Origin of the sequence: Streptomyces sp. NBC_01431 (assembly GCF_036231355.1) — a bacterium.
In the GTDB taxonomy this organism is placed as follows: domain Bacteria; phylum Actinomycetota; class Actinomycetes; order Streptomycetales; family Streptomycetaceae; genus Streptomyces.
In genome coordinates, this window is sequence record NZ_CP109496.1 from 6,606,120 (window position 1) to 6,618,811 (window position 12,692).

Sequence of the window (12,692 nt, forward strand, 5' to 3'; positions counted from 1 at the left end):
CTTAGGCTGTCGGCGGGACCGCTTACCCCTCCCACCAGCCGCTTCACCGCCGCAGCGGCCCATCCACGCAAGCGCCGCCCGAGGAGCACCGCTGCCATGGCCGAATACCCCGCGTACCCCGTAGGCCTCCGCCTCACCGGTCGCCGAGTCATCGTCGTCGGCGGCGGCCAGGTGGCCCAGCGCCGCCTCCCGGCCCTCATCGCCGCCGGGGCCGACGTCACGCTGATCTCCCCGAGCGCCACCCCTTCCGTCGAGGCGATGGCCGACGCGGGCGAGATCGGCTGGGAGCGCCGCCGCTTCCAGGACGGCGACCTGGCCGACGCCTGGTACGCCCTGGTCGCCACCGCCGACGCCGAGGCCAACGAGCGGATCTCCGCCGAGGCCGAGCGCTCCCGCGTCTGGTGCGTACGCTCCGACGACGCGAGCGCCGCCACCGCCTGGACCCCGGCCACCGGCCGCTCCGAGGGCGTCACGGTCGCCGTCCTCACCACCGACACCCCCGACCCGCGCCGCTCCGCCGCGATCCGCGACGCGGTCGTCGAGGGCCTGCGCGACGGCACTCTGGTCGCCCCGCAGCAGCGCACCCGCACCCCGGGCGTCGCACTGGTCGGCGGCGGCCCCGGCGACCCGGACCTGATCACCGTGCGCGGCCGCAGGCTGCTCGCCGAGGCCGACGTGGTCATCGCCGACCGGCTCGGCCCCCGCGACCTGCTCGACGAACTCCCGCCGCACGTCGAGGTGATCGACGCCGCGAAGATCCCCTACGGCCGCTTCATGGCGCAGGAGGCCATCAACAACGCGCTGATCGAGCACGCCAAGGCCGGCAAGGCGGTCGTCCGGCTCAAGGGCGGCGACCCGTACGTCTTCGGCCGCGGCATGGAGGAGCTCCAGGCGCTCGCCGAAGCCGGCGTCGCCTGCACCGTGGTGCCCGGCATCTCCAGCTCCATCTCGGTGCCGAGCGCGGCCGGCATTCCGGTCACGCACCGGGGCGTGGCCCATGAGTTCACGGTGGTCAGCGGGCATGTGGCCCCGGACGACCCGCGCTCGCTCGTCGACTGGAAGTCGCTGGCCCAACTGCGCGGCACCCTCGTGCTGTTGATGGCCGTCGACAAGATCGGTCCGATCGCGCAGGCGCTCATCACGCACGGCAAGAACCCGCGGACCCCGGTCGCGCTCGTCCAGGAAGGCACCACGGCGTCCCAGCGCCGCGTGGACGCGACGCTGGAGACCGTCGGCGAGGTCGCCAGGGCCGAGGAAGTGAAGCCCCCGGCCGTCATCGTCATCGGCGACGTCGTCACCGTGAACGCCCGCCCGTAACCACCGCGAACCCATGTGCCCCGCCGGCGTGCGCACCCGTAACCACCGCGAATCCACGTGCCGCCGGCGTGCGCACCCGTAACCACCGCGAATCCACGTGCCCCCGGCGTGCGCACCCGTAACCACCGGTAACGGATCTCCGTCCCAGCCGTTGGCACCACACCCAGGACAAGGCAGTATCACCCTGTGGCTGATCTCATCACCATCGAGGACCCCGACGACCCCCGTCTGCGCGACTACACGGGCCTGACCGACGTGGAGCTGCGGCGGCGCCGCGAACCCGCCGAGGGCCTCTTCATCGCCGAGGGCGAGAAGGTCATCAGACGGGCCAAGGACGCCGGCTACGAGATGCGCTCGATGCTGCTCTCGGCCAAGTGGGTCGACGTCATGCGGGACGTCATCGACGAGCTTCCGGCGCCGGTGTACGCGGTCAGCCCGGACCTCGCCGAACGCGTCACCGGCTACCACGTGCACCGCGGCGCGCTCGCCTCCATGCAGCGCAAGCCGCTTCGGGCGGCCGAGGAACTCCTCACCACGGCCCGTCGGGTCGTGGTCATGGAGGCGGTCAACGACCACACCAACATCGGCGCCATCTTCCGCAGCGCGGCCGCCCTCGGCATGGACGCGGTCCTGCTCTCCCCGGACTGCGCCGACCCGCTGTACCGGCGGTCGGTGAAGGTGTCGATGGGCGCGGTCTTCTCGGTCCCGTACGCCCGCCTGGAGTCCTGGCCCAAGGGACTTGAGACGGTCCGCGCGGCGGGCTACCGGCTGCTCGCGCTGACCCCCGACGAGAAGGCCTCCAGCATCGACGACGCCGCGGCCCACAAGCTCGCCAAGGTGGCCCTGATGCTGGGCGCCGAGGGCGACGGCCTGTCGCGGCAGGCCCTGGTCGCGGCCGACGAGTGGGTACGCATCCCGATGGCGCACGGGGTCGACTCCCTGAACGTGGGAGCGGCCGCGGCGGTCGCCTTCTACGCGGTGGCGACGGGCCGCCCGACAGACTGAGGACGGCAAGCCGCGCGACCGGCCCGAGCCGGTCCGCGGCCCCCGGACAACGCCCTGGCGGAGCGTTCAGAACTGCTTGACCGCGGCGATCCCCAGCAGCACGATCAACGTCACCAGGACGAAGACCGTGAGCCGCTGCCGCAGCAGCCGAGGGTTGGCGGGCCGCAGCCCACCGCCCGAGGTGCGCGCCCCGGGCCGGGTACCCGGACGCCCCCCGGGACGAGAGGCGCTGCCGCGCGGCCCGCCAGGACGCGAGCCACCGGTGTGCGGCGCCGAGCCGCCCGTGCGGGGCCCGGACCGGGACGCCGAGGCTCCCGTGCTCCGGCCGCCCTGCGTGTACGGCTGCGTGCGCTCGTCGAGGCGTCCGGTGGGCCGGTCAAGCTCGACGCGCTCGCGCTGGACCGGAGGACGTGCGTCCAGGGCGGCCGAAGGGCCGTGCAACGAGCCCTGGGCCTCCCGGGCGGCGATCTCCTTGAGCCGCATCGACAGCTGGAGCGTGCTGGGGCGCTCCTCCGGGTCCTTCGCCAGACAGGCCCGCACCAGCGGGGCCAGCGCGTCGGGCACGCCGCGCAGCTGCGCCTCCTCGTGCACCACGCGGTAGAGCATCACCTCGGAACTGCCGTGCCCGAAGGGCGAGTCGCCCATGGCGGCGTACGCCAGCGTCGCTCCCAGCGAGAAGACGTCGGTGGCGGGCGTGACCGCGGCGCCGCGCACCTGCTCGGGCGCGAGGAAGCCGGGGGAGCCCACGGCGGTGCCGACGTGGGTCAGCGTCGAGGCACCGGTCGCCCAGGCGATTCCGAAGTCGATGATCCTGGGCCCCTTCGGGGACAGCAGGATGTTGGACGGCTTGAGGTCGCGGTGGACGACCCCGGCCTCGTGGACGGCAACCAGGCCCTCGGACAGCGCGGCCCCGATCGCGGCGGCCTCGGCGGCCGTCAGCGGGCCCTCCTCGGCCACCTTGTCGTGCAGCGAGGGCCCGGGGACGTACTGCGTGGCGAACCAGGGCCGCTCCGCCTCCAGATCGGCGGCGACCAGCCGGGCCGTGCAACCGCCCCGGATCCGTCGCGCCGCGGAGACCTCGCGGGCGAACCGGGACCTGAACTCCTGGTCCTCGGCGAGGTCGGGCCGGATCACCTTCAGCGCCACCCGCTGCCCGCGCCGGTCGGAACCGAGGTACACGACCCCCATGCCGCCCGCGCCGAGACGCCGGTGAAGCCTGAAAGAGCCGACGACACGCGGGTCCTCGCGCCGGAGCCGCATCATCGCCATTTTCATCCCCGCTGCCAGTCCTGTTGACGTGGCACAGCTTACGTACCCGCCGCCCGGTGTGCTCATAGGCCGCGCCCTCTCGGGCCGCACGATTGTCAGTGCCGGGTGGGAAACTTGAGGAGTGGTCAGCAGGCCGCGGATCCATGGCTGCTGACCCGTGCGAGATCTCAACGGTCCGTCGCAGAAGGGGGTTTGGATCAATGAAGGGTGACCGCGTGGAGATAGTGGTGGACGCCGGAGACACCACCCGGACGTACGAAGTGGTGGCAAGCCGGGCGGGCCGCAGGGTGGAGACGGCGGTCCGTCGCGGGGTGGTGGAAGTGAGCGAAGTCACGCGCAGCGGCACGGTCGTGCGCACCGCCCGATTCATGGCCACCCGGGTGCTCGCCCTGGTCGAGCAACCGGTACCCCGGCAGGACGCGGGGGAGGCGGAGCCCGGGGACCGCGCCCGACCCCTCCGGGAAGACCCCAAGGCGTAGGGGTCGCGTCTCCACCCAGGGGAGTACGTCCACAGGGGAGGGCTCATCCCCTGGGAGGCCAGCAGAGCGGTACGAGGGCATGACGTCCCGGGCCGTGCCGGTCCCTACTGTTGAAGACAAGCGGCGGGTGGTGCACTCGTCCCCCGAGGTCAGACACCCGCCGCGGTCAAGAACCAATGAATCGAACAGGAGAGGACCATGGCGGACACGGCTGCGCGGACGATCATCCGTACGCAGGGACGCAGGGCGTACAGCGCCGCGTTCGGTGCCCGCCGGGCCGGTCCGCGCCACCCCCTGGTGGCGACGGCCATGGTCCTTCCCCTGGCGGCCCTGCTCGTAGTCGTCTTCGGCGGCTGGGACGCGGTGGTCACACAGGCGTCGTCCGTGGGTGTGATGCTGGGGCGCTGAGCGGCGCCCCGGACCCGGTAGAGCGGACCGGGTCGGGGACATCCGGCCCATTTCAGCCCCGTGGGGACGGGGGTGCGGCGGACGGCAGTAAGAGGCGTTGTCCGATCGGCTGGGGAGCCGATCGGACAACGCCTTTTGCACGTACGGGAGTTGGGCAGCACGAGCGGCTGCGGCAACGACGGAGCCCCCGGCCTTCGAGAAGGCCGGGGGCTCCGGTTGGTGCGCGATACTGGGATTGAACCAGTGACCTCTTCCGTGTCAGGGAAGCGCTCTCCCGCTGAGCTAATCGCGCGGGATCAGGTGCTGTTACTGCGTGCGCGATACTGGGATTGAACCAGTGACCTCTTCCGTGTCAGGGAAGCGCTCTCCCGCTGAGCTAATCGCGCGGGACGGCCCCAAGCCTCGGGACCGGTTACTTCGTGTTACTGCGTGCGCGATACTGGGATTGAACCAGTGACCTCTTCCGTGTCAGGGAAGCGCTCTCCCGCTGAGCTAATCGCGCTTGGAGGTGGAGACGGGATTTGAACCCGTGTAGACGGCTTTGCAGGCCGTTGCCTCGCCTCTCGGCCACTCCACCAGGAGTGCATATGAGGGTCCGGGAAGATCCCCCACATCGAGCGGACGACGAGATTCGAACTCGCGACCCTCACCTTGGCAAGGTGATGCTCTACCAACTGAGCCACGTCCGCTTGTCGTTTCCGTTTCGCTTGCGCGTCCCGGCGACGTGTTGAACTCTAGCGGATTCCCGGGCCAGTACAAAAACGCGTTTGCGCAGCGTGCTGCGTTACGCCTGGTCGGCGCCCGTGCGGGGTCCGGGCGACTGTTCGCCTCCCGGCCGCTCAGGGGCACCCGGCCCGCACCGGTCATAGACTCGCACCCGTGCACGACCTCGCTCCTCTGGCCCGCTTCGGCGGCCTCGTCGCCTCGGACCTGCGTGATGTCACCAGTGACCCCGAGGCTCTTGACTCCGCCGGCTTCTGGGCTGTCTCCGCCGACTTCGAGGGCCGCCTCGTCTGCGCCCGCTTCGGGGACGTCCGTACGGAGCCGGTCCCCGCGCCCGTCCCCGGCGCCTGGCGCGGGCCCGCCGCCGGTGACTGGACGTCCTCCCTCGACCGCGCCGCGTACACGGCGGGCGTACGCCGCATCCGCGAGCACATCGCGGCCGGTGAGGTCTACCAGGCGAACCTCTGCCGGGTGCTGGCCGCGCCGCTGCCCGACCCGGCGGCGGCCGACGTGGACGCGCTCACCGCGCTGCTCGCCCGGGGCAACCCCGCTCCCTACGCCGGAACGATTCGGCTGCCCGCCCACGGGGTGGAGATCGCGACCGCCTCGCCCGAACTGTTCCTGCGGCGCACGGGGCGGGTCGTGGAGTCCGGGCCCATCAAGGGGACCGGGCGGACCGCGGCGGACCTCCTGGAGAAGGACCACGCCGAGAACGTGATGATCGTGGACCTCGTCCGCAACGACCTGGGGCGGGTCTGCGCCACCGGCTCGGTGACCGTGCCGGAGCTCTGCACGGTGGAGGAGCACCCCGGCCTCGTCCACCTCGTTTCCACCGTGCGCGGTGAACTGGCGCCGAAGGCCGGCTGGCGGGATCTGTTCGGTGCCGCGTTCCCGCCGGGCTCGGTCACCGGGGCGCCCAAGTCGAGCGCGCTGCGGATCATCGAAGCCCTGGAGACCGCGCCCCGCGGCCCCTACTGCGGCGGCATCGGCTGGGTCGACGCCGACCGGGGGCTCGGCGAGCTCGCCGTCGGCATACGCACCTTCTGGATCGACCGGGCGAGCGGGGTGCTGCGTTTCGGCACCGGGGCGGGCATCACCTGGGGCTCGGACCCCGAGCGGGAGTGGGACGAGACCGAGCTGAAGGCCTCGCGACTGCTCGCGGTAGCGTCGGGCGCGTATGCCCACGGCGGGCACACGGGAAGGACCGCGTAAATGCAGATCTGGGTCAACGGCGGACTGAAGAACGCCGATGCCGCGCAGGTGTCCGTGCTCGACCACGGGCTCACCGTGGGCGACGGCGTCTTCGAGACGGTGAAGGCGACACAGGGCCGCACCTTCGCGCTCACCCGCCACCTGGACCGGCTGACCCGCTCGGCTCGCGGCCTCGGCCTGCCCGACCCCGACCTCGACGAGGTGCGGCGAGCCTGCGCGGCCGTGCTCGACGCGAACCCGATGCCGCTCGGCCGGCTGCGGATCACCTACACCGGCGGGCTCTCGCCGCTCGGCTCCGACCGGGGGGACGCGGGAGCGACCCTGGTCGTCGCGCTCGGCGAGAGCACGCGCCGCCCCGACACCACCGCCGTGATCACCGTGCCGTGGACCCGCAACGAGCGCAGCGCCGTCGTGGGCCTGAAGACCACCTCGTACGCCGAGAACGTCGTCGCCCTCGCCAAGGCGCACGGGCAGGGCGCCTCCGAGGCCCTCTTCGCGAACACGGCGGGACAGCTCTGCGAGGGCACCGGATCCAATGTCTTCGTGGTGCTCGACGGCCAGTTGCACACCCCGCCGCTCGCCTCCGGCTGCCTCGGCGGCATCACCCGCGCGCTGACCGTCGAGTGGACCGGGGCGCAGGAGACGGCACTGCCGCTGGAGGTCCTGGAGAGCGCGGACGAGATCTTCCTGACCTCCACGCTGCGCGACGTGCAGTCCGTGCACCGCGTCGACGGGCGGGTGCTGGCCCAGGCACCCGGTCCGGTCACCGCGAAGGCGATGCGGATCTTCGACGAGCGGGCCGGCTCGAATCTGGACCCGTAGGACCGGACGCGCGGATCCCGGCGAACCGGACCCGTAAAAGCCGGTGACGTGCGGCCCCGGGACCGGTACAACGGCCTTGATGACCACCACCATTCGGCCGACCGAGCCGCTCCAGCAGGGCGCCGAGGGCGCCAAGTCGCGTACGTACGACGTGTGTGTGAACAGCAGACGCGTCGGACGGATCAAGATCGCCACGGACACCCGGTTCGGGGCCGGTACGGGCCGGATCGGGGAGCTGTGGATCGACGAGGCCGACCGGGGGCGCGGGCGCGGCACCGTCGCCGCCCTCGCCGCCGAGGAAGTGCTGCGGGGCTGGGGCTGCGGCCAGGTCGGCCTCACGGTGCCCGCGGACGCGCGGGCGGCGCTGCGGCTGGCCGGTGCGCTCGGCTACGTCGAACGCAGCCGCAACATGGTCAAGCAACTCCCGCCCACCGCGCCCGAGTTGCCGGTGGGAACCGTCGGGCGGCCCATGAGCGCCGCCGAGTTCGAGCAGTGGCAGCGCGCGGACCTGGAGACCTACGCGCAGAGCTGGATCGACCGGGGCGTGCCCGAGGCGCAGGCCCGGACGAAGGCGGAGTCGGAGCACCGCGCGCTGCTCCCGGACGGCGTGGCCACCGCAGGCGTGCACCTGCGGGTGCTGGAGGGCCGGGGGAGCGCCGTGGGCAGCGTGTGGGTGGCCCGGCGCACGCCGCCCGGCGAGGGCGCCTACGTCTTCGACGTCCGGGTCGCCGAGGAGTACCGCGGCCGGGGCCACGGGCGGTCGCTGATGCTGCTCGCGGAACGAGTGGCCCTGGCTGACGGAATGGACACGCTGGGCCTGCACGTCTTCGCCGACAACACCCCGGCGCTCCGCCTCTACGAGTCGCTCGGCTACCGGCCCACCCGGTACCACCACTACAAGAGCCTGCTCTGAGCGGCGGCTACCGGTCGGCGAGCAGCCCGTCGGCGATCTCCTCGATGCGCGCGCGCAGCCCGTCCTGGCTCTTGCCGCCGTCGAGCCGCTCCTCGCCGATGACGTAGGTCGGTGTGCCGGTCACCCCGATGGCCTTGCCCTCGGCCTGGTCCGCGTCGACGATCAGGATGTGCCGCCCGTCGATGAGGGCGGTCTCGAACTCGTCGGTGTCCAGGCCGAGTTCGCCCGCCGTCTCCACCAGGACGCGCTCGCCCTGCTCGGCGAGGCGCCCGGTGCGGGCGAGCACCGCCTCCACGTACGGCCAGCCCCGCCCCTGCTCGAAGGCCTCCTCGGCGGCCTGGGCCGCGGCGAAGGCGTGCTTGTGCTTGTCCAGCGGGAAGTGCCGCAGCCGGATGTCGAGGCGGTCGCCGTAACGGGCGCGCAGCGCGCGGATGTCGTCGAGGGCGTTGTGGCAGTCGGGGCACTGCAGCTCGCACCACACGTCGAGGACGACGGGGGCGGTGGCGCTGCCGGGGGTGGTGTCGCTCATGGGTCCCAGTCTCCCAGCAACCGGGACCTGGGGAGGATCCCGCCCCGGAGATCTCCCTGAGGTCGCGGCCGGCCGTGGCCCGACGGGCGGGTTGCGGTGCACGATGGAAGAAAGCCACACCCCCATGCCTGGAGGAACCGGATGCTCGCCGAGACCGTCTGCTCCGCCGTTTCCGCGGCCGGACTGGGCATCGCTGCCATCACGGCGTACCGCAAGCGCTTCCTCGCGGCCACGCGCATCGCCGCCTACTCCCTCATCCCCGTCGGCCTGGTCATGACCGGTGTCGTGCAGTGGGTGTCCGGCATCGTCTTCAAGCCGAGCGTGTGGCTGGGCTTCGGGCTGCTCGGGGTCGCCTGGCTGCTGTTCATGACGACCCGCGCCGTGGAGCGGCGCGGCGGCGGCACCCGCAAGGAACGCAAGGCCGCGGCGGCCGCCCAGCGCGAGGCGGTGGCCCCCACGGCCTCGGCCCCCTCGCTCGCCGCCGGGCGTGCGCCGGCCGCGCAGCCCGTCCCGAAGGCCAACGCCAAGCCCGCCGCGAGCGAGGACTTCAGCGACATCGAGGCCATCCTGAAAAAGCACGGCATCTGACCGTCCGGGTACGCCGGGGCGTGGGCGCCCCCGCGCGGCCGCTCGTGTCGTGCGCGACAAGATCGGGCGAACTGCCGCTTGATATGGGCGTGTTGGTATACCCATGCGGTGTGGCTGAGTCATCATCGCCCCGAGATGCTGGACAGTTCCCAGGGCTCCACCCCTGCACCGACCGACGAGCCGCGCGCGCCCGACCCCGAGGCGAAGGGCTGCCTCTTCGCGCTCTCCCAACCACCCCTGATGATCTTCCTGGGGGTGATCGGCTGCCTGCTGCTCATGGCCGCCGTGCACGACCTCTTCCTGCTGTGAGGCTCACGCGGCGAGCCCCGGCCGGGATCAGCCCGCGGCTTCCTTGCGGCGGGCCCGGTACGCGGCCACGTGCAGGCGGTTCCCGCAGGTACGGCTGTCGCAATAGCGCCGGGAGCGGTTGCGCGAGAGGTCCACGAAGGCCCGTCCGCAGTCCGGCGCCTCGCATCTGCGAAGACGTTCCTGCTCGCCCGTGACGACGATGAAGGCGAGCGCCATGCCGCCGTCCGCGGCCAGGTGGTCGGCCACCGAGGCGCCGGGCGCGAAGTAGTGCACATGCCAGTCGTAGCCGTCGTGGTCGGTCAGCTGTGGAGTGGTGCCGGCGGCTGCGACCAGCTGGTTGACGAGCTCGGCGGCGCTGTGGGCGTCCGGCGCCGCGAAGATCTCCGCGAACCTGCTCCTGACCCCCTGAACGCCCAGGAGGTCACGGATGGAGAGTCGTTCCACCCCGCTCACGCTATGGTCCTGGACGAACCGGTACAGCGCGTCCACGTCGGCGAGGCGGTCCGTCTCCTCGCTCTCCGGCGCGGTGTTCACCAGATCGACCACCATGTCGAGCGCGATCCGGGTGTCGTGAGGGATCAGCACGATTCGCTCCCTGGCCTGCGGCGGGCGGGCGCCCGTCGGATGCTGGCCGACTCTAGCCCCTCGTGCCGTGAGCGCACCGGTGCCGTCCCCCACGACGGCTTCGTGGGGGACGGCACCGGTGACTGCCGTTGTGTGGTTGTCCGCGCGGCGCCGTCGCCCCGAGTCGGACGGCGCCGTGCGGCTCTCTCCGTGGCCTCAGTTGTTCTCGGCCAGGATGTGTGAGAGTTCCGTGTCGAGATCGAAGTGACGATGCTCGGTGCCGGGTGGCACCGCGGCGTCGGTCCGCTTCAGGAACGACTCCAGGGCCCGCGCCGGGGCTTCGAGCAGGGCTTCTCCTTCCGGCGAGCTCAGGGCGATACAGACGACGCCCTGGCCGTGGCTGCGTGATGGCCAGACTCTGACGTCGCCGGTTCCGGTGGGCCGGTGGAGGCCCTCGGCGAGGAGGTCGCGGGCGAATACCCACTCGACGGTCTCCTCGGCTCCGGTGTGGAAGGTGGCGTGCACGGCATAGGGATCGGCCGTGTCATACCGCAGGCCCGCGGGTACAGGCAGTGAGGACTCGCTCGACACAACGAGGCGCAGGTGCAGCTCGCAGCTGACCGTGGTGTTCATAAGCGCCAGGGCCTTTCGCTCAGTGTGCGCTCGGGGATTCGCACGTCGGCGAAATCGACATGCCACCTACGGTGCCGTTGTAAACCCCTCTGACCGTTTTGCAGTGGTTCACGTAGCTCGTACGGCCGACTATTACTTTGCGTTATAGGTCCATTTCGGTGAAGTCGATTTCGGGCAACGGTGCCTGAAATCGGACGGCGCGAATACGAAGAGTGACGAACGGGCCCCGGGCAGGCGCTCGGCAGGAGCGGCGCACGACGGATCGGCAACGTGGTGCCGGGGAAGATCGACGAGTGACCATGCGTGGTCCAGGGCCCCGCTGACATGGGGTAATGTTTGCGGTGCGCCCGGGCGATTAGCTCAGTGGGAGAGCGCTTCGTTCACACCGAAGAGGTCACTGGTTCGAACCCAGTATCGCCCACCCGGACCGCAGGCCCCGGAGATCACCAAGATCTCCGGGGCCTGTGGCGTTCCACGGGCACACTGGGGGCATGGACTGGTGCCACTACCGCTTCCGCAGTGTCTGGGACCTGCCCCGCGCGCCCGCCGCCGTGTTCGCGGTTCTGGAGCGCGCCGAGGAGTACCCGCGGTGGTGGCCCGAGGTTCGCGAGGTCACCCCCCTCGACGACCTCACCGCCACCTCCCGGCTCCGCTCGCTCGTCCCGTACGACCTGTACGTCACCGGGCGCGAGAGTCGCCGCGATCCGGCGGCCCTGGTCCTCGAAGCCGAGCTGAGCGGCGACCTGGAGGGCTGGGTGCGCTGGACGCTGGCCGAGCGCCCCGGCGGTACCCGTGTCGTGTACGAGCAGGAGGTCGAGGTGCGCAAGCCGCTGATGCGGCGGTTCGCGCTGCCCGGCCGCCCGCTGTTCCGCGCCAACCACGCCTTGATGATGAGGTCCGGGCGGCGCGGGCTGCGGCGGTGGCTCGAACGGGAGCAGCCGAGCGGGACGCGTCGTTGAGGGGCCGTCGCCGGGTGCCGGGCGGGCGGTTTGAAAGCTGGGCGTGCGGGCCTGTATTGTTCAGTCCGTTCCCGGGCGATTAGCTCAGTGGGAGAGCGCTTCGTTCACACCGAAGAGGTCACTGGTTCGAACCCAGTATCGCCCACCGGGAAAGGCCGGTCCGTCACTGACGGACCGGCCTTTTTGCTGTCGACGTTCAGGCGGCCGCCGGGAGTTCGGGACGCAGCGGCCATGCCGTGTCCACGAGTTCCACCGTGCCCTGCCGCGCGAACCAGGCCTGCAGGCCGCGCGCCTGCGCCGCGTGCCAAGTCGCCTGCAAGGTGTGCAACTCGGTCGGCGAGAGCCGCTCAAGGCGGGCCGCGAACCTGCGCCCCACGGCCCGTACGACCTCCAGGGCGGCCAGCGCGTCGGCGGCCGCGTCGTGCGCGCCCTCCAGCGTCACGTCGTAGTGGTCGCACAGGTCGGTGAGGGTGCGGCGGCCCTTGCGGTAGCGGTCGAGGTGCTTGTCCAGGACCCGGGGATCCAGAACGCGCAGTGGACCCGCGCCGAGGTAGTGGCCCAGGCGGGCGGCGCGGTGGCGCTTCAACTCCCGGTCCAGGATCGTCAGATCGAACGGCGCGTTCATGATGACCAGCGGACGGCTCGCCGAGCACTGCTCGGCGAGGCCCTTGGCGATCTCCTCCATCACGGGGGCCGGCCAGCGCCCGTTCAGCTGGAGGTGCTGATCGGTCAGCCCGTGCACCGCGGTGGCGCCCTCCGGGACCGGAACGCCCGGATTGACCAGCCAGCGCGTCACGCGCGGCCGCGCGCCCGGACCGTCCTGGACGACCAGCGCGGCCGAAACTATCCGGTCCTCCTCGACGTCGACCCCGGTGGTCTCGGTGTCGAACGCCGCCAGGGGACCCTCGTACCAGCACGTCATGTCTACTCAACTCCTCGCGCACTCCTGGCAGATGGCGTGC

14 protein-coding genes, 7 tRNA genes and 1 pseudogene are annotated in these 12,692 nt (G+C 71.7%); 12 read left to right on the top strand and 10 right to left on the bottom strand.

Features of this window, described 5'->3' with window-relative positions:
* Window positions 1-96: 96 nt before the first annotated feature.
* A complete protein-coding gene (gene cobA / locus OG522_RS30155; protein ID WP_329466179.1) occupies window positions 97-1,317 on the top strand; it encodes a uroporphyrinogen-III C-methyltransferase in 1,221 nt (406 codons plus the stop codon).
* Between the two features lie 186 nt (window positions 1,318-1,503).
* On the top strand, window positions 1,504-2,322 hold the full coding sequence (locus OG522_RS30160; protein WP_329466180.1) for a TrmH family RNA methyltransferase: 819 nt from the start codon (window positions 1,504-1,506) through the stop codon (window positions 2,320-2,322).
* Here OG522_RS30160 and OG522_RS30165 read toward each other — a convergent pair.
* A pseudogene (locus OG522_RS30165) lies at window positions 2,289-3,591 on the bottom strand (serine/threonine-protein kinase). The gene OG522_RS30160 and the pseudogene OG522_RS30165 sit on opposite strands and share 34 nt — an antisense overlap.
* Window positions 3,592-3,791: 200 nt before the next feature.
* Here OG522_RS30165 and OG522_RS30170 point away from each other — a divergent pair.
* Entirely contained in the window at window positions 3,792-4,070 is a 279-nt protein-coding gene (locus OG522_RS30170; protein ID WP_329466181.1) for a hypothetical protein, read from the top strand.
* Window positions 4,071-4,268: 198 nt separating this feature from the next.
* On the top strand, window positions 4,269-4,478 hold the full coding sequence (locus OG522_RS30175) for a hypothetical protein (protein ID WP_329466182.1): 210 nt from the start codon (window positions 4,269-4,271) through the stop codon (window positions 4,476-4,478).
* A 217-nt stretch (window positions 4,479-4,695) separates the two neighbouring features.
* Here OG522_RS30175 and OG522_RS30180 read toward each other — a convergent pair.
* From OG522_RS30180 to OG522_RS30200, 5 genes are all read right to left on the bottom strand, one after another.
* Window positions 4,696-4,770, bottom strand: a tRNA-Val gene (locus OG522_RS30180).
* A gap of 22 nt (window positions 4,771-4,792) precedes the next feature.
* Window positions 4,793-4,864: transfer RNA gene (locus OG522_RS30185), tRNA-Val, on the bottom strand.
* Window positions 4,865-4,908: 44 nt separating this feature from the next.
* Window positions 4,909-4,980 (bottom strand) — tRNA-Val (locus OG522_RS30190).
* Window position 4,981: 1 nt separating this feature from the next.
* Window positions 4,982-5,055, bottom strand: a tRNA-Cys gene (locus tag OG522_RS30195).
* Window positions 5,056-5,094: 39 nt separating this feature from the next.
* Window positions 5,095-5,167: transfer RNA gene (locus OG522_RS30200), tRNA-Gly, on the bottom strand.
* 190 nt (window positions 5,168-5,357) lie between these two features.
* Here OG522_RS30200 and OG522_RS30205 point away from each other — a divergent pair.
* From OG522_RS30205 to OG522_RS30215, 3 genes are all read left to right on the top strand, one after another.
* Window positions 5,358-6,413 carry a chorismate-binding protein gene (locus OG522_RS30205; RefSeq protein ID WP_329466183.1) on the top strand — a complete coding sequence of 352 codons (1,056 nt, stop codon included), beginning with the start codon at window positions 5,358-5,360 and terminating at the stop codon, window positions 6,411-6,413.
* On the top strand, window positions 6,414-7,235 hold the full coding sequence (locus OG522_RS30210) for an aminotransferase class IV (protein ID WP_329466184.1): 822 nt from the start codon (window positions 6,414-6,416) through the stop codon (window positions 7,233-7,235). It begins immediately after the preceding gene.
* Between the two features lie 79 nt (window positions 7,236-7,314).
* Window positions 7,315-8,148 carry a GNAT family N-acetyltransferase gene (locus tag OG522_RS30215; RefSeq protein ID WP_329466185.1) on the top strand — a complete coding sequence of 278 codons (834 nt, stop codon included), beginning with the start codon at window positions 7,315-7,317 and terminating at the stop codon, window positions 8,146-8,148.
* Window positions 8,149-8,155: 7 nt separating this feature from the next.
* On the opposite strand, the gene OG522_RS30220 is transcribed toward OG522_RS30215, so the two are convergent.
* On the bottom strand, window positions 8,156-8,677 hold the full coding sequence (locus OG522_RS30220) for a DsbA family protein (protein ID WP_329466187.1): 522 nt from the start codon (window positions 8,675-8,677) through the stop codon (window positions 8,156-8,158).
* 141 nt (window positions 8,678-8,818) lie between these two features.
* Here OG522_RS30220 and OG522_RS30225 point away from each other — a divergent pair, with 141 nt between their 5' ends.
* Window positions 8,819-9,265: a hypothetical protein gene (locus OG522_RS30225; protein WP_329466188.1), complete on the top strand. Its 447-nt coding sequence runs from the start codon at window positions 8,819-8,821 to the stop codon at window positions 9,263-9,265.
* A 135-nt stretch (window positions 9,266-9,400) separates the two neighbouring features.
* Entirely contained in the window at window positions 9,401-9,574 is a 174-nt protein-coding gene (locus OG522_RS30230; RefSeq protein WP_329466189.1) for a hypothetical protein, read from the top strand.
* Window positions 9,575-9,601: 27 nt separating this feature from the next.
* Here the strand turns inward: OG522_RS30230 and OG522_RS30235 are convergent, their stop codons facing one another.
* Together OG522_RS30235 and OG522_RS30240 are read right to left on the bottom strand one after the other, a co-directional pair.
* Window positions 9,602-10,159 (bottom strand): CGNR zinc finger domain-containing protein, encoded by a 558-nt coding sequence (locus tag OG522_RS30235; protein WP_329466191.1) that lies wholly within the window; start codon window positions 10,157-10,159, stop codon window positions 9,602-9,604.
* A 195-nt stretch (window positions 10,160-10,354) separates the two neighbouring features.
* The gene (locus OG522_RS30240; RefSeq protein ID WP_053723613.1) at window positions 10,355-10,771 is read right to left on the bottom strand and encodes an SsgA family sporulation/cell division regulator; all 417 of its coding nucleotides are present in this window, start codon (window positions 10,769-10,771) and stop codon (window positions 10,355-10,357) included.
* Between the two features lie 349 nt (window positions 10,772-11,120).
* On the opposite strand from OG522_RS30240, the gene OG522_RS30245 reads away from it, so the two are divergent.
* From OG522_RS30245 to OG522_RS30255, 3 genes are all read left to right on the top strand, one after another.
* Window positions 11,121-11,192 (top strand) — tRNA-Val (locus tag OG522_RS30245).
* 70 nt (window positions 11,193-11,262) lie between these two features.
* Window positions 11,263-11,730: an SRPBCC family protein gene (locus tag OG522_RS30250; protein WP_329466192.1), complete on the top strand. Its 468-nt coding sequence runs from the start codon at window positions 11,263-11,265 to the stop codon at window positions 11,728-11,730.
* A 73-nt stretch (window positions 11,731-11,803) separates the two neighbouring features.
* Window positions 11,804-11,875, top strand: a tRNA-Val gene (locus OG522_RS30255).
* A 51-nt stretch (window positions 11,876-11,926) separates the two neighbouring features.
* Here OG522_RS30255 and OG522_RS30260 read toward each other — a convergent pair.
* Entirely contained in the window at window positions 11,927-12,652 is a 726-nt protein-coding gene (locus tag OG522_RS30260) for a 3'-5' exonuclease (RefSeq protein ID WP_329466193.1), read from the bottom strand.
* Window positions 12,653-12,692: the final 40 nt, after the last annotated feature.

What these genes read in the sequence shown, in the direction of transcription:
- OG522_RS30250 (WP_329466192.1), top strand. Translation starts at nt 11,263, where the DNA reads ATGGACTGGTGCCACTACCGCTTCCGCAGTGTCTGGGACCTGCCCCGC.
- OG522_RS30260 (WP_329466193.1), bottom strand. Translation starts at nt 12,652, where the DNA reads ATGACGTGCTGGTACGAGGGTCCCCTGGCGGCGTTCGACACCGAGACC.
- OG522_RS30225 (WP_329466188.1), top strand. Translation starts at nt 8,819, where the DNA reads ATGCTCGCCGAGACCGTCTGCTCCGCCGTTTCCGCGGCCGGACTGGGC.
- OG522_RS30175 (WP_329466182.1), top strand. Translation starts at nt 4,269, where the DNA reads ATGGCGGACACGGCTGCGCGGACGATCATCCGTACGCAGGGACGCAGG.
- OG522_RS30230 (WP_329466189.1), top strand. Translation starts at nt 9,401, where the DNA reads ATGCTGGACAGTTCCCAGGGCTCCACCCCTGCACCGACCGACGAGCCG.
- OG522_RS30170 (WP_329466181.1), top strand. Translation starts at nt 3,792, where the DNA reads ATGAAGGGTGACCGCGTGGAGATAGTGGTGGACGCCGGAGACACCACC.
- OG522_RS30215 (WP_329466185.1), top strand. Translation starts at nt 7,315, where the DNA reads ATGACCACCACCATTCGGCCGACCGAGCCGCTCCAGCAGGGCGCCGAG.
- OG522_RS30210 (WP_329466184.1), top strand. Translation starts at nt 6,414, where the DNA reads ATGCAGATCTGGGTCAACGGCGGACTGAAGAACGCCGATGCCGCGCAG.
- cobA (WP_329466179.1), top strand. Translation starts at nt 97, where the DNA reads ATGGCCGAATACCCCGCGTACCCCGTAGGCCTCCGCCTCACCGGTCGC.
- OG522_RS30220 (WP_329466187.1), bottom strand. Translation starts at nt 8,677, where the DNA reads ATGAGCGACACCACCCCCGGCAGCGCCACCGCCCCCGTCGTCCTCGAC.
- OG522_RS30240 (WP_053723613.1), bottom strand. Translation starts at nt 10,771, where the DNA reads ATGAACACCACGGTCAGCTGCGAGCTGCACCTGCGCCTCGTTGTGTCG.